Here is a 24,506-nt window from a genome sequence, read left to right on the forward strand (position 1 = left end):
TGCATCCGCTTGAAAAACGGATGCACGCGGCGCGCGCCTGGCGCTCGCCTGCTACCGCACGGTCAGCGTGCGCGGCTTGCTGTTCGCCGCGGCGACGAGGTCGGTACCGGCGTACTGCGCCACAACCGTATAGCTGCCGCGGTCCAGGTCGGGCAGGGTCAGCGATCCCTTGCCCTTCTGATCGAGGGCCACGTCGTAGCTCTGATCGTCGACCAGAATCTGCACTGTGCCGAGCGACGCCGAGCGCGGTGCGTCGGTCTTCACCGACACATTGATCGTGGCGCCCTTGGAGTGCGGCTTAGCCTTCGAATCGACCTTCACATCAACGGTGGTGGAGTACTTCACTACGACCCCGGCCGAGGTAGCCGCGCCGGCCGGAAGCCCGTCGGCCCGGGCGGTGACAACCACCGTGAGCGTCTTGCCACCGAGCGACTTGGTCGGCGTGTAGTCGACCTTGGTGGCCTTCTTGATGTCGCGACCATCGGCCTGCCACTGATAGCTGTAGGCCAGCCCGGCGAGGTTCCACTCTCCCGCCAGAGCGGTCAGTTTCGCGCCGACGACGGCGGTGCCCTCGATCGACGGCAACGCCGTGTTCACGGGCGCTTCCGGCTCGGGAGCTGCGCCACTGGCGACCGAGACGACCGTTGAGACCGAACTGTCACCGTAACCGACGAGACCGAGGTAACCGGTCTCGGGCAGAAGGCCCGACCAGGACAGCGAGTACGTCGCCGCCACGCCCTGCTGGCCCGCGACGACCGGTGGTGCGGCCGCGAACGACCCCGCGCCGGGGCCGGCGAGCACCGAGTAGGTGTTCACGTTGAACGCGGTCGTTCCGCTGTAGATGGAGTTGATCACCTGGTAGAAACCGGCTTCGGGGTCGACCAGGTCGATGAGTTCATCGGCCGATCCGGTCGCAGACTGCCAGCCGGCCACCGGAGAACCGCCGTCACCGTTCAGGCGGTAGACGATCAGGTCGAGATCGGCGGTCTGGTCGACCGCGTCGAGGTCGAACCGGGCGAGCTGGGTACCCTCCGGTACCTCCACCTGGTAGCTGAACTCGTCACCGGCGGTGCCGGATCCGGTGTTCGGACTGGCCGGGTCGGCCGGGTCGCTCTGGTGCAGTCCGGCCGCGAGACCGATCAGGTTCAGCGCGATGTCCCCGGTGGCTCCGGGGGTGATCGACACGTCGACCGAACCGTCAATCCCGGTGCCGTTGGCGGTGGCCGGCGCGACGAGGGTAACGGGCTGAATGGCGATGGGACTGTGCACGAGCGTCCCTGAGCCGCTCACCCAGTTGAGCGAGCCGGTCGAGAACTGATCGAGCGGGGCATCCGTTCGGGTGAACGTCACGGTGTAGCTGGCCGATTCGCCTTCAGCGCCAAAGCTCAGCGTGGCCGGCGAGACGACCGCGTCGATGCCCGGTACCGTCACCGGCTGGGCGGTGAAGGTGCCGGCCTCGGTGCTCGTGACGGTGCGGGTGATGGTCTCCGGCGCGGTCAGTGACCCGATCGCGATGGAGGCCAGGTTGAGGTTGCTCGGGTCCACCGGGTCGGCGCCGACGTCATAACCGATGCCCTGAATGTAGGAGTACCAATCCTCGGTGTCATTCAGGTAGAGCAGGCCCGGTTCGAACATTCTCGTCGGGTCGACGTGACCTGCACCCTGGGTGAACGGGTCGGTGACGGTGTCGCCGCCCGCATCGACGGTGTCATACGCGCTCGTCATCATGGCCGACTTGATCTCGCTGGGGGTGGCGAGCGGTCGTTCACCGAGATACAGCGCTGCGAGTCCGGCGATCTGCGGGCTCGACATCGACGTACCGGAGAGGAACTGCCAGGTCGGCTCGCCACCCTCTGCGTTCGGACCGTCGGCGAGAATGGCCACGCCGGGCGCGGTCACGTCGGGCTTCAGAATGTCGCTGCCGTCGGCGAGTACCGGCCCATGCGAGGAGAACCCGGCCACCTGCGGTGTCGGCGGCGTGTAGCTGGTCGTATTCCCGTCGGTGAATATAACGGATGCCGCGGCGCTGCCCGCGTAGGCATACGTCGCCTCCCAGTATGTGGAGTCGAGGTGGATGGTGGGCACGCTGTGCTCGTCGGTGTCGACCGAGCCGGGAACGCTGTTCACGAGCAGCGTGCCGATGCCGCCGGCCCGCAAAACCTCGGCGGACTTCGCGACGCGGTCGTAAACGCCGCGTTCACAGAGCACGATGGTTCCGGAAACGAGCGCCGGGTCGAGGGAATCGGGGCCGCAGAGCAGGGCGTCGGCCGGGTCGTGGCCTTCCGCCGCTACGAGGTCACCACGCACGAGAGTGCCGGCCAGCGGGGTGGCGCCCGGGGTGCGGTCGACCGAGATCGAGCCTCCAGCGTAGGCGGTGCCGTCACCGAAGGTGGCGGTGGCCTCGTAGCCGGGGATAGTGCTCGCGGCGACCGTGGTGATCCACGGGGAGGCGTTGTCGAGCGTCGACGCACCGGGGCCGGAGTTGCCGGCCGAGGCGGCCACGAAGATGCCCGCTGCGGCCGCGCCGAGGAAGGCCTGGTCAGTCGGTGAGACCGTGGTGTCGGCCGCTCCGCCGCCGATCGAGTAGTTCAGCACGTCGACGTTGTCGGCGACGGCCTGGTTGATACCGGCCAGCAGGTCGGAGGTGGCGCAGCCGTCGTCTCCGCCGGGAGCGGCCGTCCAGCAGACCTTGTAGGCGGCGATCTTGGCGGCCGGGGCAACGCCCGAGATGAGGCCGTAGTCCAGGCCGCTGATGGTCGCGGTCACGTCGTGGTTGCCGCCGGCGGTGCTCGCGGTGTGCGACCCGTGGCCGTCGCCGTCGCGCGGCGACAGGTATTCGCCCTCGTCGACCCCGCCGATGCGATCGGCGCCGTAGCCGGTCACGAAGTAGCGCGCACCGACCACCTTGGTGCTGCAGTCCGAGGCGTCGAACTGCACGCCGGTGACGCACTCGCCGGTGAAGACGGTGCCGTCGCTCTTGGTCATGGTGATTGTGTCACCGTCGAGCCAGGGCTCGTCACCGGCCGTGCCGCCGAGTGCGTCGCCGGCGAACGAGTGGTTTTCCGGTGCGAAACCGGTGTCGAGCACGCCGATGACGACGCCCTCGCCCGCGGTGTCGGCGCCGCCGGTGGACGCCCAGACGCCGTCATCGCCGGAGAGTCCGAGAAACTCGGTCGACGAGGTAGCGGTCAGGTGTTTGAGCTCGTCGGGCGAGATGGCCACAACGTCTTTCTCGGCCGAGAGCCTGGCCGCCTGCGCGGCGGTCAGTTCGGCGGCGAACCCGTTCAAGGCCAGGGTGTACGAGTAGTCGATCGTGGCATCAACGGATGCCGCCACCTCCTTTTGCTTACCAGCCAGGTAGTCGGAATAGCTCGCCGAGGCGCGACTGTGCGGATCGAGGCGGGCGCCGGCATCCGGTGTGGTCGGTGCAAAACCGTCGACACCGCCGGTGTAGGTGGCGACAGCGTTGTCGGCCAGGGTCACGATGTAGCGACCGTCGGTGAAGTCGGTGACCGGGCTGCCCGCGCCGATGATGCCGCCAAGGCCGGGAGCCATCGGGGCGGCCGCCACGCCACTCACGCCCACGAGGGCGCCGGCTGCAACCAGGGTCGTGGTCACGCAGAGTGCCATCACCCGCCGCATCTGGTGAGGAGCGAAATACGGGCTTTCGGGCGGGAGTGTGGTTCGCCTGAACTGTGATCTCACGTGCGTGTCCAATCGGATCGGAGTGCGCTAGCCGCTCTGCCCCAGTTCGGGGCACAACGTGCTCGTGAACGTATCGCACGGGCGACACCCCCGTACAGGGTGCAGAATGCTCGGTAACACGATCGTTACCTTGACCAATGCTCAATTCAGGCTCGGGGTAGCCCCTGAATCAGACGGGTCTGTCTACTGCCGGGAGTACCGGTCTGTCTGCCCTTTCGCTGGTTTCCAGTGGGGCCGATGCACCGCCAACGGATGCCCGCCGAGCCCGCACGGCATCGCGCCGACCGCCGATGGCGCGCAGCGCGTTCAGAATGGTGATGAGGTCGACGACCTCCTGGCTGATCGCTCCGGCCGTCGCCGGTATGAGGCCGAACGCCGCGATCACCATGAGCACCACGCTCAGGGCAATCCCCAGCCAGATGCTCTGCAAGGCAACACGAACGGTGTCCTGGCCAATGCGCACGGCCCGCACGGTACGCGAGATATCGTCGAGCAGAATGACCACGTCGGCCGATTCGCTCGCCGCCGTCGAGCCCTTGGCCCCCATCGCGATACCAACGTCGGCGACTGCGAGTACGGGAGCGTCGTTGACGCCGTCGCCCACCATGATCACCGGGCGTCGGGTCAGCGCCCGCACAGCGTCGACTTTGTCACTCGGCAGGCAGTCCGCTCGCACGTGCACAATGCCCACCTGGCCGGCCACATGCAAAGCGGTAGCGCGCGCATCGCCGGTGAGCATGAGATTCTCCCGCACGCCGAGACGGGCGAGGTCAGCGACGCTCTGGCGGGCGTTGTCCCGCACCCGGTCGCTGGCCACGATGCTGCCGGCGAACCGTCCGTCCACGGCGACGTACATGGCCAGCTCGCCGCCGGCAAGGTGCGTAGCCGTCGCATCCGCTGCCCCGTCATTGATGAACGAGAGCTTGCCGACCCGCACGGTTCCGGGCCCGAATCGGGCCTCGACGCCGAAGGTTGCGGCCTCACTCGCCGAGTCCGCCGTGTGCAGCGCGAGACCGCGCTCGTGCGCGGCGCCAAGAACGGATGCCGCCAGCACGTGACTCGAATACTGCTCGGCCGACGCCGCGAGAGTCAGCAGCTCGTCAGCGCTGAAGCCCGCTTCGGGGCGCACCTCGCTGATCGCGGGCGTGCCGTAGGTGAGCGTTCCGGTCTTGTCGAAGACGATAGTTTTGGCGCGGGAGAGGGCTTCGAGCACGCCGGCGCCCTTGACGATGATCCCGTTCCGAGCGGCGCGACTCATGCCGCCCATGAACGCGACCGGCGCGGCGAGCAGCAGCGGGCACGGCGTCGCCACTACGAGCACCTCGGCGAACCGCACCGGATCGTTGGACAGCGCCCAGGCGAGACCGGCCAGGGTGAGAGCGCCCACCGTGAACGGAACGGCGTAGCGGTCGGCGAGGCGCACCACCGGGGCTTTACTGCTTGACGCCTCCTCGACCAAGGCGATGATGTGCTGGTACTGACTGTTCGCGGCGGTCGCCGTGGCCATCAGGGTGGCTGCGATTTGCCCGTTGATGGATCCACTCAGTACCGGGTCTCCGACGCTGCGTTCAACCGGGAGGCTCTCGCCGGTAAGCGAGGACTCGTCGAACGCGGCAGTGTCGCTCTGCAGTTGCCCGTCGACCGGCACGATTTCCGACGGGCGCACGAGCAGCAGGTCGCCGACGCGCACCTCGGTGGCCGGCACATCCGTAGCCTCACCCGAGTCAGGGTCGAGGCGATGAGCGATCTGAGGCGCACGTTTCAGGAGCGCGTCGAGTTCTCGCGCAGCGCGGCCAGCGGCATAATCTTCGAGGGCCGCGCCGCCCGACAGCATGAGCACGATGAGGAGGGTCGCCACGTATTCGCCCACGAGGGTGGTAGCGACGATCGCGATGATGGCGAGCAGGTCGACGCCGAAGCTGCCCCGGACCAGTTGACGTACCATCCCGACGGACGAAACGAGGGCGGCAACGATGCCGAACCCGCTGAACAGCCAGCGCACGGCATCCGCTTGACCGAAGATTCCGAGCGCGAGCCCGAGCAGGCCGACGAGCACCGTGGCGGCGACGAGCGGATATCGGCGTGCGAACACGAGGAGGCGGGACATGACTGCATTCTCCCGCGCGGTGCAGCCGAGCGCCACCGAGGAAAGCCTCGCCTGCAGTCACGCAGAACGCACGAAGGCCCCGACCGATTACGGTCGAGGCCTTCCGAGACGCTGGTGCTGACTACGCCAGGCGGGTCTGCAGGTTCTCGGCGAGCGAGGCGAGGAATTCCTCGGTGGTCTGGTACTTCTGCTCCGGGCCGACCAGGAGCGCGAGGTCCTTGGTCATCTTGCCGCTTTCGACGGTCTTGATGACGACGTCTTCGAGGGTCAACGCGAACTCGGCCAGAGCCTTGTTGTTATCGAGCTTGGCGCGGTGCGACAGACCGCGGGTCCAGGCGTAGATCGACGCGATCGGGTTGGTCGAGGTGGGCTTGCCGAGCTGGTGCTGACGGTAGTGACGGGTCACGGTACCGTGGGCGGCTTCAGCTTCGACGATCTTGCCGTCGGGAGTGGAGAGCACGCTGGTCATGAGGCCGAGCGATCCGAAGCCCTGCGCTACGGTGTCGGACTGAACGTCGCCGTCGTAGTTCTTGCAGGCCCAGAGGTAGCCGCCCTCCCACTTCATGGCCGAGGCGACCATGTCGTCGATGAGGCGGTGCTCGTAGGTGAGGCCGGCCGCTTCGTAGCCGGCCTTGAACTCGGCGTCGAAGATGTCCTGGAAGATGTCCTTGAAGCGACCGTCGTAGGCCTTGAGGATGGTGTTCTTGGTCGAGAGAAAGACCGGCACGTTGCGCTCGAGGCCGTAAGCCAGGGTGGCGCGGGCGAAGTCGGTGATCGACGAGTCGAGGTTGTACATGCCCATGGCGACGCCGTCGCCCGGGGCCTCGAACACCTCGAACGTGGACGGCTCGCTGCCGTCCTGCGGGGTGAAGGTCATGCTGAGCGTGCCCTTGCCCTTGAACCGAAAGTTGGTGGCCTTGTACTGGTCGCCGTAGGCGTGACGGCTGATGATGATCGGCTTGTTCCAGCCCGGCACGAGGCGCGGGATGTTGGAGATGACGATCGGCTCGCGGAAGATGGTGCCGCCGAGGATGTTGCGAATGGTGCCGTTGGGCGAGAGCCACATCTTCTTGAGGCCGAACTCTTCCACCCGGGCTTCGTCGGGGGTGATGGTCGCGCACTTCACGCCGACGCCGTGCTTCTGAATGGCGTGGGCGGCGTCGATCGTGATCTGGTCGTTGGTTTCATCGCGCTTCTGGATGGAGAGGTCGTAGTACTCGAGGTCGATATCGAGGTACGGGTGAATGAGCGTTTCTTTGATGGCATGCCAGATGATGCGGGTCATCTCATCGCCATCGAGCTCGACTACTGTTCCCTCAACCTTGATCTTCGACAAAAATATCTCCTCTATATTCAGTGTGGCCGTCACGACCACCGTCAAGCTTACTAGAGGACGGTAACTATCTTGACATCGAGATAAATTTGCGAGGTGAATTGCGGGGGCCAAACGCCCTCTCGACTACCGGCTACCCCGGGCGCACGTTAGCCTGAACACATGGGTGAGCTGAAGCTGGAAGAATTATCTGCACGAAACATCGTCGCGGCCAACAATCTGAGCCTCAAGCCTGGCCAGGAACAATTCATTGCACCGGTCTCGTATTCGGTCGCCGCCTCGGTGATCAACCCGGCCACCTCGTGGCAGCGCGTGGTACTTCTCGACGGCGTCGTCGCTGGTTTCATCCACGGCAACTTCGACCCGAACTCCGAGCACGAAGAATTTCGCGCCTGCATCTGGCGCATCAACGTCAACGCGGAGACGCAGGGTCAGGGTGTCGGCAAGTTCGCCGCTGAAGCCCTCGCCGCTGAAGCCCGTGATCGCGGCTTCGACCACGTCAACGTCATCTGGGAGCCCGGTGCCGACGGCCCGGAGGCCTTTTTTCACCGCCTGGGCTTCGTCGATGTCGGCGAGACCCAGTACGGCGAAGTCATCGGCTCGCTGAAGCTCTGAGCCGCGTCGAGCCTCAGATGAGCACGCCTGAGCCCGACGACTTCGTGTCCCGGGTGCTCGGCGTGGTCGATTCCATCCCGCCCGGCCGGGTGATGACCTACGGCGGCGTGGCCGCGCAGCTCGGTTCCCGCGCGGCCCGCGCGGTCGGGCAAGTCATGGCTCGTTACGGCTCTGATGCGGCCTGGTGGCGGGTGATTCGCGCCGGCGGGCATCCGCCGATCGGGCATGAGACCCAGGCGCTACCGCACTACCGCGCCGAAAACACGCCGGTTCTCATCACGAAAACGGATGCCGCGTATCGCGTCGACTACGCCGCCGCCCGCTGGTCACCGCCCGCCTAACCTGCTCGCGTAATCTGCTCGCGGCCGGGACTACTCCGGCGGCCGCGCCGTACTGGCGCGCACGATGAGCTCGAACGGCATGTTGATATTGAGCCCGGTACGCGGCTCCAGGTGCGGTCGGAGTTCTTCCATGAGCACCTCAACGGCTTTCTCGCCCTGCTGCCTGGGAAACTGCGCGACCGTGCTCAGCCCGAAGAAGGCCGCCTGTTCGTGGTCGTCAACCCCGATCACCGACACGTCGCGGGGCACACCGAGTCCGAGGTCACGGGCGGCGAGCACACTGCCGATGGCCATTTCGTCGGAGGCGGCGAAAATGGCGGTCGGGCGTTCGTGCGGCCGCCCAAGCAGTTGCTTGGCAGCCTGGTATCCGCCCGCCGTGGTGAAGTCGGCCGGGCGATAGTCCTCCCGGCGTGCTGTGATCCCGGCCGCCGCGAGCGCCGCTTCGTAGCCGAAGCGCCGGTTCGTCGGCAGGTTGAAGTCCAGGTCGAAGGCCTTGTCCCCGCCAATATGGGCGATTCGGGTGTGGCCGAGAGCGATCAGGTGTTCGGTCGCCAGGCGTGCCACGGCGAGGTCGTCCACGGTGAGGGTTGGCACGCCGGCCAGCGGGCCGCCGACCCCGACGAGCGGTTTGTCGAGGGCGTGCAGACGGGCCACCTCGTGCTCGGTCAATTCCAGCGACACCGCGATGACGGCATCCACTCGCTGGCGCAGCAGGAAGTGTTCGAAGACGCTGCGGCGGGCCTCGAGCCCGCCCGTGAGGTTATAGAGGGTGAGGTCGTAGCCGTGGCGTTGCAGGGCTTGCTGAGCACCCTCGACGACGCTCGCGAAAAACCACCGGTTCAAAAACGGTACGACCACACCGATGTTCTTCATGCGACCGGAGGCGAGGCTCGACGCTGTCGACGATACGACGTAACCGAGCTGGGCAGCGGATGCCTCCACCCGCAGGCGCGTGGCCGGCGACACGTTGTGGGCACCGCTGAGAGCGCGTGACACCGTCGCCGTCGAGACCCCGGCGTGACGGGCGACGTCCGCGATTCCAACCATGATGCCCCTCGTCGTGCCGCCCTCGTTGGCGGCGTAGTCGATATGTTACACATTTTCCGATCACTGCAAGCGTTTGCAGGATGATCCGCACAGAATTCGCGTTCTCCACGATTCGTTGCAGTTCTGTGACCAGAATGGCGCGTATTCGGGCTAACCTCGATCAAGGCCGGGATGCAATCGCTTGCAAACCGGGTCGGAATCAGCCCGCCTGCATCGCCGCAGGCACAATTTTGCGAAAGGCTCCACACCAATGACGGTGAACACCAAGAACCTGCTCCGCCTCGGCGCCCTCCTGGGCGTTGCAACCCTCGCCCTCGCCGGATGCTCGCCCGCGTCATCCGACGACACCGCCGGCGACGCCGCTTCCGCGAGCACACTGACGGTCTGGATCGACGCCGAACGCGTCGACGCCCTGAAACCGGCCGCGGCCGCGTACACCGAGAAGACCGGAGTGGAGGTCGACCTCGTCTCCAAAGACAATGCCACCCTCAAGGATGACTTCATTCAGCAGGTCCCCACCGGCAAGGGCCCGGACATCACCATGGGCGCCCACGACTGGCTCGGTGAACTCGTCACCAACGGTGTCGTCAGCCCGATCGAACTCGGCGACAAGGCAGACGATTTCCTCCCCGTCGCCATCACGGCATCCACGTACGACGGCCAGGTCTACGAGCTGCCCTACGCCGTCGAAAACCTCGCTCTGCTGCGCAACGCCGACCTCGTGCCCGAGGCCGCCACCTCCTACGACGACATGATCGCCAAGGGCACCGCCACCGGCGTGACTTACCCGTTCCTGGTCGAGCAGGGTGTCGACGGCAATCCGTACCACCTCTACCCGTTCCAGACGTCGTTCGGAGCTCCGGTCTTCGGCACCGACTCAACCGGCGGCTATGACGCCGCCCAGCTCGAAATTGGCAACGCCGCCGGTGAGGCCTTCGCTGCCTGGCTCTCCGCCCAGGGCAAGACCGGTACCGGCGTGTTCAACACCGAGATCACCGGTGACATCGCCAAGACCGCCTTCACGTCCGGCGACGCCGCCTTCTGGCTGACCGGCCCGTGGAACGTCGGCGCAGCTCTCGACGCAGGAATCAACCTCGCGGTCGACGCGATCGCCGCTCCGTCGACCGGCGCCGCAGCCCCCTTCGCCGGAGTGAAGGGCTTCTTCATCAGCGAGCAGAGCCAGAACAAGGTCGCCGCCAACGACTTCCTGGTGAACTACATGGCCACCGAAGACGTGCAGACCGCCCTGTTCGAGTCGGGCGAGGTCCTTCCCGCGCTGAAGGCATCCGCTGAGGCAGCGTCGAGCGATCCCATCGTGGCCGGCTTCGCCGCGGTCGGCGCTGAGGCCGTGCCGATGCCCGCCATCCCGGCCATGGGCCAGGTCTGGCAGTTCTGGGGCATCGCCCAGGCCGCCATCATCAACGGCGAAGACCCCACCGCGACGTGGCAGAAGCTGGCCGCCGACGTGCAGGGCGCCATCGGCTGACCGGCACCCGCCGTAGAACCGCAGCAACCGCACCACCGCGGGGTGTGGTCGCCCGTCGACCACACCCCGCACGAGAGTTGAACCCGACGAAAGCTGAACCATGCGCACCGATGACACCGACGTCAGCACGACCAAACCGTCGAAGCGGCAGCATCGCGCGGCTATGGTCGCGGAAGCAGCCTCCGGCGGCCTGAAAGCCATCCTGGTCAAGATGGCGCTGCTCGGCGTCGTGGACGCCGTCGCGCTCTATGGCCTGTTCATCCTGTTCCTGCAGCAGCAGTGGCTCATCTTCGCGCTCGTCGCCCTGGTCACGCTCGTGGTCAACTGGATCTACTTCACGCCCGGCAAGCTCCCGGCCAAATACCTCACCCCCGGCGTCATCTTCCTGGTCGTGTTCCAGATCTTCGTCGTGGGCTACACCGCCTACATCGGGTTCACCAACTACAGCACCGGCCACAACAGTGACAAGGCGCAGGCCATCTCGGCGCTCATGAGCAGCGCCCAGGAGCGCGTGCCCGACTCCCCCAGCTACGCGGTCACGGTGCTCGACCAGTTCGGCACTCTGAGTTTTCTGGTGACCGACCCTGGCGGCGAGGTGAGCCTCGGCTCGGCCGACAGCCCGTTGGCGCCCGTGAACGATGCCACCATCACCGGTGGTGAGGCCGTCGGGCTCGACGGCTACACCACCCTCAGCTTCCAGGACATCCTGTCGCGCACGGCTGAAATCACCGCCCTCACGGTGCCGTTCTCCGACGACCCGAACGACGGCGCCCTGCGCACCAACGACGGCAGCAGTGCCTACCTCTACCTCTCCTCGCTCGTCTACGACGAGCAGGCCGACACCATGACGGATGCCCAGACCGGCACGGTCTTCTCCGACACCGGTGACGGTGCCTTCGTCTCGGCGACCGGTGAGGAGATGCTGCCGGGCTGGCGCATCAACGTGGGATTCGACAACTTCGCCCGCGCCTTCACGGAAAAAGGCATTCGCACACCCCTGATCAGCGTAACCCTGTGGACCATCACCTTCGCCGCCCTCTCGATGGCGACGACATTCTTCCTCGGGCTCTTTCTCGCCATCGTTTTCAACGACATGCGCATGAAGGGTCGCAAGTTCTACCGGGTCGCCATGATCCTGCCTTACGCCTTTCCGGCATTCCTGTCCGCACTAGTCTGGGCCGGCATGCTCAGCGAGAGTTTCGGCTTCGTCAACCAAGTGTTGCTCGGCGGGGCGCAGATCCCCTGGCTCACCAACGAATGGCTGGCCAAGATCAGCATTCTCGTGGTGAACCTGTGGCTCGGGTTTCCGTACATGTTCCTGGTCTGCACCGGAGCCCTGCAGTCGATCCCGGCCGAACTCGAAGAAGCCGCCACGGTCGACGGCGCCAGGCCCTGGGCGGTGTTCCGGCTGATCAAGCTGCCGCTGCTGCTGGTGTCGGTCGCGCCGCTGCTCATCGCATCGTTCGCGTTCAACTTCAACAATTTCAATCTCATCTACATGCTCACCGGTGGCGGGCCGCGCGATGCCGCGGCCGACGTGAATGTCGGGGCCACCGACATCCTGATTTCGATGGTCTACAAGGTCGCCTTCACGGGGCAGGCCCGGGACTACGGGCTCGCTAGCGCGTTCTCGATCATCATCTTCATCCTGGTGGCGGTCATCTCGGTCATCGCCTTCCGCAAGACCAAGGCACTCGAGGAGTTGAACCGATGACATCCGTCGACGAGGGCACGCGGGTGATCCCGCAGAAACGACCGTTCACGTTCAAGCGGTGGTTCGGCCGCACGGGGTGGCGGCACGCGATCGGCATCGTCATGGTCGTCTTCTCCGGCTTTCCGCTGCTGTACGTACTCTCGGCCTCCCTCAACCCACAGGGAACCCTCACCGGGTCGAACGAGCTGTTCTCGCAGGTGGGTTTCGAAGCCTATGCGCGCATTCTCAACTCCCCCGACGCCCCGTTCGCCCAGTGGTTCGGCAACACCATCGTCATCGCCGGCACCACCTCGATTCTCACCGTCTTCCTCGGCGCTCTTGCGGCATATTCCTTTTCGCGCATGCGCTTCACCGGTCGTCGGGTTGGACTGCTGACCCTCGTGCTCGTGCAGATGTTCCCCCAGCTGCTCGCCGTCGTCGCGATCTTCCTCGTGATGAGCACGATCGGTGACCTGTTCCCGGCGATCGGTCTGAACACCCAGGTCGGGCTGATCATGGTCTACCTCGGCGGCGCCCTCGGCGTGAACACCTACCTCATGTACGGCTTCTTCAACACGATCCCGTCGTCGATCGACGAGGCGGCCAAGATCGACGGGGCGAGCCACGCCCGCATCTTCTTCACGATCATTCTGCGGCTGGTCGCCCCGATCCTCGCGGTCGTCGGGCTGCTCTCGTTCATCACCACGACCAACGATTTCGTCGTGGCCAGCGTGCTGCTCATCGACCCCGACAAGCAAACCCTCGCCGTGGGCCTGTACAAGCTCGTCTCCAACCCCAATTACGCCGACTGGAGCGCCTTCTCGGCCGGTGCCGTGCTCGCCGCCCTGCCGGTGATGGCACTGTTCCTCTACCTGCAGAAGTACATCGTGGGCGGGCTGACAGCCGGCTCCGACAAGTAGGTTTTTCAGCCCTCCGACCGGGTGACCGGGGTCGGCTCGACCGGACCCTGGTCTAGCCGGAACGGCGGGTACTCGTCGCGGCGGGGTGATCGGGCCGGTCGCATCCACTCGGCCAAAAGCGGGCGGCTGCAGTGCCGTGCCCGCGCCCCCGGGCTTACGCGGCTTCGGTGTGAGCTGTCGACCGAGGCCGATGGCGCCGGCCACAACGAGGAGCACACCGATCAGAAAGAGGATGCCGCCCCCGACCAGGAGTCCCACAGCGATCGGTCCGAGCAGATCGGTGTGCACACCAGCGGAGAGGTTGACCGCGACCCCGGGGCTGCCGTCAGCGTTCATCACGACGACGGACCAGTCGCCGGCGGCGGGCTTCCAAATAATTTCCTGGGTGCCGGTGCCCGTGGCCGATTCGGTCCAGAAGCTCTGGTCCGTGGGAGCGGCCGCTGTTTGGGTGCCGGGAACGTCGAGGTAGTCGACCCGGAACGGAGACGTCCGTACCTCGCGCAGCTCGCTGTGGTTCACGTCGGCGAGGTAGGTATCAACGTCGGCGCGCGGCGCGATGCCGATGAAGACGTCCTGGTCGGTCGCCACATTGCTCGCCTTAAGGCGCAGCGTGGCAATGTCGAACCCGACGCCGGTCGGTACTCCGAGGTCCTTGCCAACGTCCAGGTTCGGCGAGGTGATCGCCGAGGAATCAACAGTGAAGGTCTCGGCCTGCGTGGTGAAGTAGCCGTCATCCCCCTGCGCGGCGGTGACGACGGCGAGAGCCGTACCCCCCGAGAGCATGCCGGCGCCGACCAGACCCAGCACGGTGCCCAGAATGAGCATGATGATCGGTCCGGGCCTGGCCCCTGATCGCGCCCACGGTGGGGAGGTGGGCGGGGTGCTACCATGCTGGCATGCAGAGCGATCCGGTCGTCACCAACCCCCAGTTCTACCGGGTGATTTTCGAGAACGAGCGGGTGCGGGTGCTCGAGTACCTCGACCGGCCCGGCGACGAAACCGTGCCGCATCGGCACCCCGACAGTGTCATGTTCACCCTGACCGCCTTCCAGCGGCGTCTGTCAAGCGGCGGCCGTTCCGTCGACGTCGACCTGCCGGAGGGCGTCGCTCGCTGGCTTCCCGCCCAAGAGCATTCCGGGTCCAACATCGGCGATACGGCCACGCACACCATCTTTGTCGAGCTCAAGGAGCCTGTGCCCGCCACGCTCACCCCGGGCACCCCAGGCACCCCAGGCCGCCCGGAGCCCCTCGGTCCAGACGCCACCGAGCGCCGTGGTCCCCTGCTCGATTAGTGTCGGCGGCCTCGCCCGCTCTACACCAGGGAGTCGCGCCAGGCGGCGTGCATGGTCGCGAAGCGGCCGGTTCCCGAGATGAGGTCGTTCGGGGTGCCGTCCTCCACGATGCGCCCGTGTTCCATCACGAGCACCCGGTCGGCGATCGCAACCGTCGACAGGCGGTGCGCGATGATCACGGCAGTGCGATCGGCCAGCAACGTCTGCAGCGCCTCCTGCACCAGCCGTTCACTCGGAATGTCGAGCGACGACGTCGCCTCATCGAGAATGAGCACCGCCGGGTTAGCAAGGAAAGCGCGCGCAAACGAGATCAGCTGGCGCTGACCGGCCGACACCCTCCCGCCGCGCTTGTTCACGTCGGTGTCATACCCGTTCGGCAGGCTCTCGATGAAGTCGTGAGCACCGATGGCAGCCGCGGCGGCGCGTATCTCCTGCGCCGAGGCATCCGGTTTGCCGATCGCGATGTTCTCGGCGACCGAACCACTGAACAGGTACGCCTCCTGGGTGACCATGACGATCGCCCGGCGCAGATCCTTGGGGTGCAGGTCGCGCAGGTCGACGTCGTCGAGCCGCACCCGACCATCCGTCGGGTCGTAGAACCGGCTCATGAGCTTGGCGAGGGTGGACTTGCCGGCGCCGGTCGACCCGACCAGGGCGATGGTCTGCCCGGCCGGAATGTCGAGGTCGAAGTGCGGCAGAATCTCGCGATCCGCCTGGTAGGCGAACTGCACGTTCTCAAAGCGCACGCGTCCGCGTGCCTCCCACAAGTCCACGGGGGCGACCGGGTCGGGCACGCCGGGTCGTTCCTCGAGCACGCCCGAGATCTTCTCGAGCGCCGCGGCGGCCGACTGGTAGGAGTTGTAGAACATGGCCATCTCCTCCATCGGGTCGAAGAACCGGCGGGTGTAGAGCAGCGTCGCAAGCAGTGCGCCGATGGCCAGCTGGCCGTCAGCCACCCGAAAACCACCGACCAGCAGCACGGCGGCGACCGTGACGTTGCCGATCAGCACCAATCCGGGGTCGAAGACTCCGAACAGCTGGATCACGCGGGCGTTGACCAGCCGGTAGCTCTCGACGAGCTTGCCGAACACCGTCTCGTTGTGCTTCTCGGTGCGAAACGCCTTGACGGCGCGGATGCCGGTCATGGTTTCGACGAAGCGCACGATCAGGCTCGCCGACGCGACCCGCGACTGCCGGAACAGGCTCTGCGAGCGCACCTGGAACCAGCGGGTGAGAATGACCAGCGGCAACAACGCACAGAGCAGCACGAGGCCGCTCGTGCCGTCGAGCAGCACCAGGGCGATCGCGGTGAACAACATATAGAGGATGCCCTGCACCAGCTGGTTGATACCCGAGTCGAGCAGCTCCCGAATGGCATCGAGGTCGCTGGTCTGGCGCGAGATGATACGTCCAGAGGTGTACGACTCGTGAAATTCGAGGCTCAGCTTCTGGGTGTGCACAAACACGCGCTTGCGCAGGTCGATCAGCACGGCCTGGCTCACCCGGGCGCTCAGAACTGTGTACCAGGCGATGAGCAGCGCGCCGAGCACCCCGGCGACGAGGTAGATCCCGCCGGTCGCGGCCAACGGCATCCAGTCCTGCTTCAGTAGCGCCGGTAATCCGCGGTCGATGCCGAACGCGATCAGGGCCGGGCCGGCCACCTGCGCGGCGGTCGAGACGACCACCACGAGCATGGCGAGCACGACCTTGCCGCGCACCGGCAGCAGCAGCGAACCGAGCAGCCGCAGCGAACGGGCCCGAATCTGCTTGCTTTCAGCCTTGGTGAAGTCGTGGCGTTCCTCACCCTGTACTCCGGTGACGCTCACAGTACTTCCTCCGCTCGGATTGATTCTCGGCGTTCTTCGTCTTCCAGACTGGAGATGACGAAGGTGTAGTGCGGGCTGGTGCGCAGCAGTTCGGAGTGCGTACCGACCGCCGTGATGCGGCCGTCTTCGAGCAGCGCCACCCGGTCGGCGAGCATGACCGTCGACGGGCGGTGCGCCACGATGAGCGCCGTGGTGTCGACGAGCACCTCGCGGAGCGCGTTCTCCACGAGCGATTCGGTGTTCACATCGAGCGCCGAGAGGGGGTCATCCAAAATCAGAACGGATGGCCGCGCCGCGACCGCGCGCGCCAGCGCGAGGCGCTGTCGTTGTCCGCCGGACAGGCTCATGCCCTCCTCGCCGACGAGGGTGTCGACGCCGAGCGGCAGGTCGTGCACGAACCCGGCCTGGGCGATCTGCAGGGCCTGCGCGAGCGCGGCATCCGCTTCGGGGCTGTTTTCGGCCAGATCGGCGCGGCCGAGCAGCACGTTGTCGCGAACGGAGGCGGAGAACAGCGTGGCGTCCTCAAAGGCCATCGCGAGGTGGCCGCGCAGCTCTTCGCGGCTCAGTGCCCGCACATCGACACCGTCGAGCGTCACTGAACCGGCCGTCACGTCGTACAGCCGGGTGGTCAGGGCCGTGAGCGTGCTCTTGCCCGAGCCGGTGAGGCCGACCAGCGCCATGGTCTCCCCCGGTTCGAGCACGAGGTCGATGCCGTCGAGCAGGTCGGGAAAACGCTCCGGCGAGTCCGGGTAGCGAAAGTGCACGTTGTCGAACGCGAGCCGGCCGAGCGGCGCGTTCAGGGTGACCGGAGCGGCCGGGTCGGTGATGTCGTTCGGGGTGTCGAGAATGTCGAAAAACCGGTCGGTCGCGGTGCGCGCGTCGAAGGTCATCGACAGCAGAAAACCGATCGATTCCACCGGAAACCGCAGCACGGTCGCCGTGGCGAAGAATGCGAGCAGCTCGCCACCGCTCAGGTCGCCCTGGCTGGTGAGCCAGACGCCGGCGACGAGGCAGAGCGCGAATGCCACATCGGGAACCAGCAGCAGCCAGAGCCAGATGCCGGCAATGGCGCGGGCTTTCTCGATCTCGGTGCCGCGCAGGCTTTCGGCCTGTGAGGCGAAGTTCTTGAGCGCGAACGAGCCACGACCGAAGGCCTTGAGCACGCGAATGCCGTGCACCGATTCTTCGACCGCGGTGGCGAGGTCGCCGGACTGGTCCTGGCTGCGCCTGGCGATCACCGAGTATTTCTCCTCGAAGACGTAACCGTAGATCCAGATCGGAATCGAGCAGACCACGAAGATCACGCCGAGCAACCAGTGCATCCACAGCAAAATGACGACGCCGACGACGATGGTGAGAAAGTTGACGACGAGCAGCACGAGCCCGAACGACACCCAGCGGCGGATGAGGTTCAAGTCGCTCACGGCGCGCGAGAGCAGTTGGCCGCTCGGCCAGCGGTCGTGGAAGCTCACCGGAAGGTCCTGCAGGCGGGCGTAGAGGTGGTTGCGCATGCGCGCCTCGATGTGGGTGCCGGGTGTGAGCACGAACCAGCGGCGCAGGGCGATCATGATCGCCTCGACCACGCCGAGGGCGAGCACGATCCACACGGCCGGCCAGATCTGTGAGGCGCTGTCGCCGGAGCCGACGCTGCGGAGCGGGCCGTCGACCAGCCAGGCCAGCACCTGCGGGATGGCCAGGGCCACGAGACCGGCCAGCAGCGCGGCGACCATGCCGAGATAGATGCGCGGCAGGGCCGGTTTGGCATAGGGGTAGAGCCGTTGCAGGCTGCGAAAGGTGTTGCTGCGCACGGCCGCGTCGTTGGTGGGAGGCGGCGGTGCCGGTGGTGCAGTGGTGGTCATGGTCCAGTCCTGATTGTGGTGCGGGGTGCGCGTGAAGCGGATGTTTGTGGTCACCAGACAGAGTGGTCGCCACCCGAGACGCTCGCGCCGTACGGCGCTGGCGGGTCGGCGATGCCCGGTATCGAGCGATGGGTGCGCGTGTACAGAACGCGCAGGCAGCGAGCTGCCGGGCTGAACGAGCGAATCGCTCGTCGTTGCGGGGTGAGTCGCGGCTAGCCGACGAGACGCACGGCGGCGGGGGACCCAGCGGAGACGCCAAAGTGTGCGCCGTCGGTCGCAATCGCTGCGAGCGTGATCGGTGCTGTCTTTGTCATGTCTGCCTCCTGGGCGCCTCAAGAATATGTGTCAGATGCCCCCGGATCAGGCAGCCTTTCAGACTATGGCGAAACGGGGGCAGAACGCAAGGTTTTTCTGGGGCGGGAGCATCCGCGGGGCGGAATGGCCACCCGGCATTTCCCAGCCTGAGGTCACGTAGTCTGGGTTCTGCGCCTCATCTCGGCATGGCCATGCCCCGCGCGCTCGCCCGTTGGAAGGATTCTTCATGCTGCCCACCCTCTTCGGAATCGATTTTCTCGACTCTGAGTGGCTGATCCACTCGTTTGGGTCCTTCGTGCTTCTGGGCGTCGCCGCGGTCGTGTTCATCGAGACCGGTTTCATCGTTTTGTCATTCCTGCCGGGTGATTCCCTGCTGTTCACCGTTGGCTTGCTCACCGCGACCGGCGTTGTTCCGCTGCCGATTTGGGTGACCTGCCTGGTGGTCTTCATTGCCGCCTTCGCCGGTGACCAGCTGGCCTATGTCATCGGCCGAAAAGCCGGCCCCGCGGTGTTCTCGCGGGAGAAGAACCGCTTCTTCAACCCGAAGAATGTGGAGCGCACCAACGCCTTTTTCGCCAAGCACGGCGGCAAGTCCATTATTCTGGCCCGTTTTCTGCCGGTCTTTCGGGCCTTCGTGCCGGTTGCCGCCGGTGTCGGCAAGATGCGCTACCGCAGCTTCGTGACCTACAACGCCATTGGCGCCTTCGCCTGGGGCGTCGGACTCACCCTGGTCGGGTTCTTCCTCGGCCAGATCGCCTTCGTCGAGAAGTATTCCGAGTTCTTCATCATCGGCATCATCCTGCTCTCCGGAATCCCCATTCTCACCGAACTGGGCAAGGCCGCACGCACGACGCTCAAGGAGCGCCGTGCGGCCGCACGCGTCGTTCCGACAATCCCGGCCGACCTCCGCGAGTAGTGCCCCGGGCGCAGACCGCAGACCACAGACCACAGACCACGATGTCGCGCGGCCGAAGGCTGCACCGGTGGCCTCGAGCTGCTGGCGCGACCGACCTGCCAGGCACGCCAGCAGGCTTACCTAACGCCAGTAGCTCTCGGCGCTCGAAGCGGGCGCGCCAGGGCGAGCAAACGGGCTACCGGGCGGCGCCCAGCCGCGCCGCGGCGAGCATCTCGGCGGCGGCGAGCGTCGTGATCTCGTTGGCGCGGGCATCCGTGAAGATCTGGGTGAGCACGGAGCCGATGCCCGCGACACGCGCGGTGATCTGCGCGAGGTCGGCGTTCGGTTCGCTCGCCATGGCGAGGTAGACGACCCCGCCGGCGTTGACGACGAAATCCGGTGCCCAGAGGATGCCTCGCGCATCCAGCTGGGCCGCCCCGGCCGGTGTCGCAAGCTGGTTGTTGGCGGCGCCGCAGACGCCGAGCACGTTCAGCTCCGCGATGACGGATGCGCTCAGCACGCCGCCGAGGCCGCACGGCACGAACAGGTCGGCGTGTACTCGGTGGGCGTCGGCGACGGACACCCAGCTGGCTCCAAGTTCGTCGGCTAGGGCACGCTTGTCGGGGTTGATGTCGGTCACGGTGAGGGTGGCGCCGGCTGCGGCGAGTGCCCGCGCGAGGCGTCCGCCGACCTGGCCGAGTCCGGAGATGACGAGGTGGCGGCCCGGCACCTCGCGGCTGCCGAACAGGGCCTCCAGGGTGGATTCGATGCTCGAGTAAACTCCGGCCGCTGTGGCATCGGCTGGTTCGCCGACTCCGCCGCTCGCGGCGGGCAGTCCGCAGACGTGGCTCGTGCGTTCGGCGACGATGGCCATGAGTTCGGCGCTCGTGCCCACGTCTTCGGCGGTCATGTAGGCACCGTTCAGGCTTTCGATGGCGTCGCCGAGGTCGAGCATGGCCAGGCGTTTCTGGGCGTCGGTGAGTACGGTGCCGAGCGGCAGGTAGATCACCGATTTGCCGCCGCCAAGGTTCAGACCGGCGGCCGCGTTCTTGAGGGTCATGGCGCCGGAGAGTCGCAGGGCGTCGGCGACCGCGTCGGTCCAACTCGCGTACTGCCAGAGGCGGGCGCCGCCGAGCGCCTGGCCGAGGCGGGTGGAATGAACGGCCACCGTGATCAGCAGTCCGGAGCGTTCCCCGGTCGTGATCAGCACTTTCTCGTGGGACAGTGTTGTCTGCGCGAGGGAGTCGAGGGCGGCGGCTGGATGCGTGAGGGTCATGGAAACTCCGTTGTCTCGGGCCTTGTGGGCCGAATGCGGCGGAGCCGGTGTGTGGCACCGCCTCGAACAGGATAACCGGCCCAGGCATGCAAAAAGCACCCCCGAGTCAATATCGCGCGGTGCTTCTCGCGTTTGTTCTAGTGGAAGAAGTGACGCTCCCCGGTGAAGTACATCGAGACACCGGCCGCGGTGGCCGCGGCGATGACCTCGGGGTCGCGCACCGATCCACCGGGCTGCACGACCGCCGCGATGCCGGCGTCGAGCAGAACTTCGAGCCCGTCAGCGAAAGGGAAAAACGCGTCCGACGCAGCGACCGTTCCCTCGGCGCGTTCGCCGGCCCGGCTCACAGCGAGGTGACAGGAGTCGACCCGGTTGACCTGGCCCATTCCCACACCGACGGATGCCCCGGCGTGCGCCAGCAGAATCGCGTTCGACTTCACGGAACGGCAGGACTTCCACGCGAATTCCAGGTCGGCGCGGGTGGCAGCATCCACTTCGGGGCCGGCCACGAGAGTCCAGCCGGCCGAGCTGAAGCCCTCAAAGCTGTCGGTCTCCTGCACGAGCAGGCCGCCGGAAATCTGGTGCAGTTCGAGCGAGGAACGCTCGTAGTCGGCCGGCAGTTCGAGCAGGCGGATGTTCTTCTTCTTGGTGAGCAGTTCCACCGCGGCGGGTTCGAAACCGGGGGCGACGAGCACCTCGGTGAAGATTTCGCTGATGGTTTCGGCCATGCCGAGGGTGACGACGCGGTTCGCGGCGATCACGCCGCCGAACGCGGAGATCGGGTCGCAGGCGTGCGCGCGCAGGTGCGCGGAGGCGATGGCATCCGGTGCATTGGGCTTGGCAATGGCGATGCCACACGGATTGGCGTGCTTGACGATGGCGACGGCAGGCTCACTGAAGTCGAAGGCGGCGCGCACCGCGGCATCCGCGTCGACATAATTGTTGTAGGACATTTCCTTGCCGTGCAGCTGCTTGGCCTGGGCGATGCCCCGGCCGCCTTCGCCCACGTAGAGCGCGGCAGCCTGGTGCGAGTTCTCGCCGTAGCGCAGAATGGCGTCGCGGGTGACCTCGATACCGAGGCCGGCGGGAAAGGTGGATTCCTCTTCGTCGTCGTCGTCGATGGTGGAGAACGTGACGTCTTCGCCCAGCGCCTCGGTGTCGTCCTGCCACTGGTCGTAGACGTTCTCGGTGAACCACGCCGAGACGCTGAGGTCGTAGTCGGCGGTGTGCTCGAAGGCGAGCGAGGCGAGCTTCTGGCGCAGTTTGAGGGTCGAGCCACCATCCGCCACGGCGGCGATGATCTCGCCGTAGTTGGCCGGGTCGACAACGATGGCCACGTTCGCGTGGTTTTTAGCGGATGCCCGCACCAATGCCGGCCCACCGATGTCGACCTGCTCGATCACATCGGCCGGCTCTGCGCCGCTCAGGGCGGTCTCGACGAAGGGGTACAGGTTGACGACGACGAGCTGGAACGCCTTGATGCCGAGCTCTGTGAGCTGAGCTTCGTGCGTTTCGAGCCGCAGGTCGGCGAGGATGCCGGCGTGCACGCCGGGGTGCAGGGTCTTGACCCGGCCGTCGAGGGACTCCGGAAAGCCGGTGACCTCCGCGACATCGGTTACGTCGTAGCCCGCTGCGCGAATGGTGGCCGCCGTCGAACCGGTGGAGACGATTTCGACACCATCCGCTTTCAGGGCTGCGGCGAGCTCGACCAGACCGGACTTGTCGCTCACGGAGATGAGTGCGCGCTCGATTACGATCTGGTCGCGGTTACGGTACGAGCTGGGCGCGTTGGTGTGTCCACTCATGCGTTGGAGTTCTCCTTGAGGTTCATGTGTCCGTTGGCGATGTCGAGCACGGCCTGGATGAGCAGGCGCCGCTCGACGATCTTGATGCGATTCTGCAGGGAAGTTTCGGTATCGCCTGGCAGCACGTCGACGCGTTCCTGCACGAGGATGGGGCCCTCGTCGACACCGTTGTCGACCACGATGATGCTCGCACCGGTCTGCACGGCCCCGGCAGCGAGAGCGTCACGCACCGCGTGTGCGCCCGGAAATTCGGGGAGGTAGGCCGGATGCGTGTTGATCAGGTTCGGCGACAGCGCGGCGACCACGCGCGGCGGCAGCAGGCGCATCATGCCGCTGAGCACGACCAGGTCGGGCTGCCACTGCTGAATTTGCGAAAGTAGTTCGTCGCCCCAGGCGGCGCGGTCGGGAAACGACGAGAAGGGAACGGAGAAGGCCGGGATGCCGAATTCGACGCCGAGTTCGAGGCCGTCGGCGTCACGGTCGGCGCCGATCGCCACGATTCTGGCGGGAAACTCGGCGTCTTCTGACGCCTCCAGCAGGGCTCGCAGATTCGATCCTCCGCCGGAGATCAACACGACAATAGACAGCACGGTCTTGAGCTTACCGTTTGGCGGCACGCACCGAGGGGAGCCGAACGCGGCCGGCCAGCATGCCGAGGGCCGCTGCAACGCCGATTTCGGCTGCCGCGAGGGCGCCGACCAGCAGCGGATTTGGCCCGACCAGGGCGAGGCGACCGGGGCCCATGGCGCCCGCCGACCACCAGGCCAGCAAGCCGAGGAGCGTCCCGCCGACGACGCCCATGCCCAGTCCGGTGAGCACGTGCTCGAGGCTGGTGCGCTCTGGCGCTCCCCGACGGTCAAGGAATTGCCGGGTCACGACGGCGAGGATAAAGCCCAGGAGCACGGGCACGAGCAGCCCGAGAAAGCCGTAGGCCGGAGTACCCTGCGGCAGCGCACCGAACAGCGGCAGACCGGGCAGGGTGCCAACCACGGTGCCGATCGGCGAGACGGTGGTACCGACGCCGAGCGCGATGCCGGGCCCGACGAACCAGGCGGCGGCCCAGATCACCAGGTTGGGAATGAGCGCGAGCTGCGCCAGGGTGATGGTGGCGCCACCGAAAACGCCGGCCTGAACCGCCTCGTAGAGCCCGATGATGGTGGCGTAGTTGAGGGCGATGAGCGCGGTCACGGCCACGGCCGAAACGATGAGAACGCCGGCGGCGGCGGCGGTTCCGCCGCGCAGGGCGCCCTCGATGACGGTGCGAGTGGTGTGCGGCATGCGCTGGTACCACGAGCGGATGCCGCGACTCACACGGTCCAGACCCTCCACGGCCCCCGCAGCCTTGCGCCGCCCCAGTTCGGCCCCCACCAGAACTCCGGCAGCGTAGACGAGCGTCGGCAGCAGCAGCCCCTGCAGTTGGTTGGGTGCCACCGTTTTCGACACGGCGGACAGGGTCACGAGCGCGGCCAGAATGGCATACGTGCCGACGGCCACGCCGACGCCGGTCCAGCGGTGCGGGGTTTCGGCCGCGCGACGGCCGGTGTGCACGCCCATGAGCACGCTCAGGATGGCGAAACCGAGCGGCACGACCGAGATGAGGAAGGGAGTGTCGGCGCCGGCCAGGCCGAGGGCTGCGGCGACGTCGGGGCCGAGTTGCACCGTGAGGTCGACGCCGTTGCCGAGCAGCCAGATATCGGCGGCCGCCCGCCAGAACACGAACCATTCCACCGACAAGCCGAAATGGGCGGCCCAGAGTACGGTGAGCGGCACCATGGCAATGCCGATACCAATGGCGACAACAAGTAGAGCCTCGAGAGCGGCGAGCAGGGCGGTCGTTATGCGGTTCATCCGTTGCGAGCCTATATCGCCGGGCCGACAATGCTCACCAGCACGCGCCCACGCTGAGCTTCTACCCCGGCCTCCGTTCATAACTGCGGATATTCTGCCGTCGCGGCTCGGGCGCGCGCGAACCGCCGCGTCGTCGCGCGGCC

General features: G+C 66.5%; 18 protein-coding genes. 8 read left to right on the top strand and 10 right to left on the bottom strand.

What is annotated here, in order from left to right:
* Positions 1 to 51: 51 nt before the first annotated feature.
* The 3 genes from E3T29_RS09875 to E3T29_RS09885 all read right to left on the bottom strand — a co-directional run bounded on the left by E3T29_RS09875 (position 52) and on the right by E3T29_RS09885 (position 7,148).
* Positions 52 to 3,618 (bottom strand): S8 family serine peptidase, encoded by a 3,567-nt coding sequence (locus tag E3T29_RS09875; RefSeq protein ID WP_241987750.1) that lies wholly within the window; start codon positions 3,616 to 3,618, stop codon positions 52 to 54.
* 256 nt (positions 3,619 to 3,874) lie between these two features.
* Positions 3,875 to 5,812, bottom strand: a complete 1,938-nt coding sequence (locus E3T29_RS09880; RefSeq protein ID WP_134345285.1) for a heavy metal translocating P-type ATPase — start codon at positions 5,810 to 5,812, stop codon at positions 3,875 to 3,877.
* 121 nt (positions 5,813 to 5,933) lie between these two features.
* On the bottom strand, positions 5,934 to 7,148 hold the full coding sequence (locus tag E3T29_RS09885; protein ID WP_134345286.1) for an NADP-dependent isocitrate dehydrogenase: 1,215 nt from the start codon (positions 7,146 to 7,148) through the stop codon (positions 5,934 to 5,936).
* Between the two features lie 159 nt (positions 7,149 to 7,307).
* Here E3T29_RS09885 and E3T29_RS09890 point away from each other — a divergent pair, with 159 nt between their 5' ends.
* On the top strand, positions 7,308 to 7,760 hold the full coding sequence (locus E3T29_RS09890; RefSeq protein WP_092339295.1) for a GNAT family N-acetyltransferase: 453 nt from the start codon (positions 7,308 to 7,310) through the stop codon (positions 7,758 to 7,760).
* A gap of 17 nt (positions 7,761 to 7,777) precedes the next feature.
* Complete coding sequence (locus E3T29_RS09895) at positions 7,778 to 8,101, top strand: MGMT family protein (RefSeq protein WP_092339297.1); 324 nt, start codon at positions 7,778 to 7,780, stop codon at positions 8,099 to 8,101.
* Between the two features lie 30 nt (positions 8,102 to 8,131).
* Here the strand turns inward: E3T29_RS09895 and E3T29_RS09900 are convergent, their stop codons facing one another.
* Entirely contained in the window at positions 8,132 to 9,148 is a 1,017-nt protein-coding gene (locus tag E3T29_RS09900; RefSeq protein WP_134345287.1) for a LacI family DNA-binding transcriptional regulator, read from the bottom strand.
* A gap of 250 nt (positions 9,149 to 9,398) precedes the next feature.
* On the opposite strand from E3T29_RS09900, the gene E3T29_RS09905 reads away from it, so the two are divergent.
* The 5 genes from E3T29_RS09905 (at position 9,399) to E3T29_RS09925 (ending at position 14,539) form a co-directional block, all read left to right on the top strand.
* Complete coding sequence (locus E3T29_RS09905; protein ID WP_134345288.1) at positions 9,399 to 10,634, top strand: extracellular solute-binding protein; 1,236 nt, start codon at positions 9,399 to 9,401, stop codon at positions 10,632 to 10,634.
* A gap of 100 nt (positions 10,635 to 10,734) precedes the next feature.
* Entirely contained in the window at positions 10,735 to 12,348 is a 1,614-nt protein-coding gene (locus tag E3T29_RS09910; RefSeq protein ID WP_092339303.1) for an ABC transporter permease subunit, read from the top strand.
* Positions 12,345 to 13,247, top strand: a complete 903-nt coding sequence (locus tag E3T29_RS09915) for a sugar ABC transporter permease (RefSeq protein ID WP_134345289.1) — start codon at positions 12,345 to 12,347, stop codon at positions 13,245 to 13,247. Before E3T29_RS09910 ends, E3T29_RS09915 begins: the two co-directional genes overlap by 4 nt.
* A gap of 21 nt (positions 13,248 to 13,268) precedes the next feature.
* A complete protein-coding gene (locus E3T29_RS09920; protein ID WP_134345290.1) occupies positions 13,269 to 14,099 on the top strand; it encodes a hypothetical protein in 831 nt (276 codons plus the stop codon).
* Positions 14,100 to 14,143: 44 nt separating this feature from the next.
* On the top strand, positions 14,144 to 14,539 hold the full coding sequence (locus tag E3T29_RS09925; protein WP_241983019.1) for a cupin domain-containing protein: 396 nt from the start codon (positions 14,144 to 14,146) through the stop codon (positions 14,537 to 14,539).
* Positions 14,540 to 14,559: 20 nt separating this feature from the next.
* Here E3T29_RS09925 and E3T29_RS09930 read toward each other — a convergent pair whose 3' ends face one another.
* Together E3T29_RS09930 and E3T29_RS09935 are read right to left on the bottom strand one after the other, a co-directional pair.
* Positions 14,560 to 16,365, bottom strand: coding sequence for an ABC transporter ATP-binding protein (locus tag E3T29_RS09930; protein ID WP_134345291.1), 1,806 nt, complete (start codon positions 16,363 to 16,365; stop codon positions 14,560 to 14,562).
* Positions 16,362 to 18,224, bottom strand: coding sequence for an ABC transporter ATP-binding protein (locus tag E3T29_RS09935; RefSeq protein WP_134345386.1), 1,863 nt, complete (start codon positions 18,222 to 18,224; stop codon positions 16,362 to 16,364). The genes E3T29_RS09930 and E3T29_RS09935 overlap by 4 nt, the downstream gene beginning before the upstream one ends.
* Positions 18,225 to 18,765: 541 nt before the next feature.
* Here E3T29_RS09935 and E3T29_RS09940 point away from each other — a divergent pair.
* Positions 18,766 to 19,455, top strand: coding sequence for a DedA family protein (locus tag E3T29_RS09940; RefSeq protein WP_134345292.1), 690 nt, complete (start codon positions 18,766 to 18,768; stop codon positions 19,453 to 19,455).
* Positions 19,456 to 19,630: 175 nt separating this feature from the next.
* Here the strand turns inward: E3T29_RS09940 and E3T29_RS09945 are convergent, their stop codons facing one another.
* The 4 genes from E3T29_RS09945 to E3T29_RS09960 form a co-directional block, all read right to left on the bottom strand.
* Positions 19,631 to 20,710, bottom strand: a complete 1,080-nt coding sequence (locus tag E3T29_RS09945; RefSeq protein ID WP_134345293.1) for a Glu/Leu/Phe/Val dehydrogenase dimerization domain-containing protein — start codon at positions 20,708 to 20,710, stop codon at positions 19,631 to 19,633.
* Positions 20,711 to 20,847: 137 nt separating this feature from the next.
* Positions 20,848 to 22,515 (bottom strand): bifunctional phosphoribosylaminoimidazolecarboxamide formyltransferase/IMP cyclohydrolase, encoded by a 1,668-nt coding sequence (purH, locus tag E3T29_RS09950; protein ID WP_134345294.1) that lies wholly within the window; start codon positions 22,513 to 22,515, stop codon positions 20,848 to 20,850.
* On the bottom strand, positions 22,512 to 23,105 hold the full coding sequence (purN, locus tag E3T29_RS09955; RefSeq protein ID WP_104089806.1) for a phosphoribosylglycinamide formyltransferase: 594 nt from the start codon (positions 23,103 to 23,105) through the stop codon (positions 22,512 to 22,514). The genes purH and purN overlap by 4 nt, the downstream gene beginning before the upstream one ends.
* Positions 23,106 to 23,115: 10 nt before the next feature.
* Positions 23,116 to 24,363 carry a DUF6350 family protein gene (locus E3T29_RS09960; protein ID WP_134345295.1) on the bottom strand — a complete coding sequence of 416 codons (1,248 nt, stop codon included), beginning with the start codon at positions 24,361 to 24,363 and terminating at the stop codon, positions 23,116 to 23,118.
* Positions 24,364 to 24,506: the final 143 nt, after the last annotated feature.

Origin of the sequence: Cryobacterium sp. TMT1-66-1, from assembly GCF_004403435.1 — a bacterium.
GTDB classification, from domain to species: domain Bacteria; phylum Actinomycetota; class Actinomycetes; order Actinomycetales; family Microbacteriaceae; genus Cryobacterium; species Cryobacterium flavum.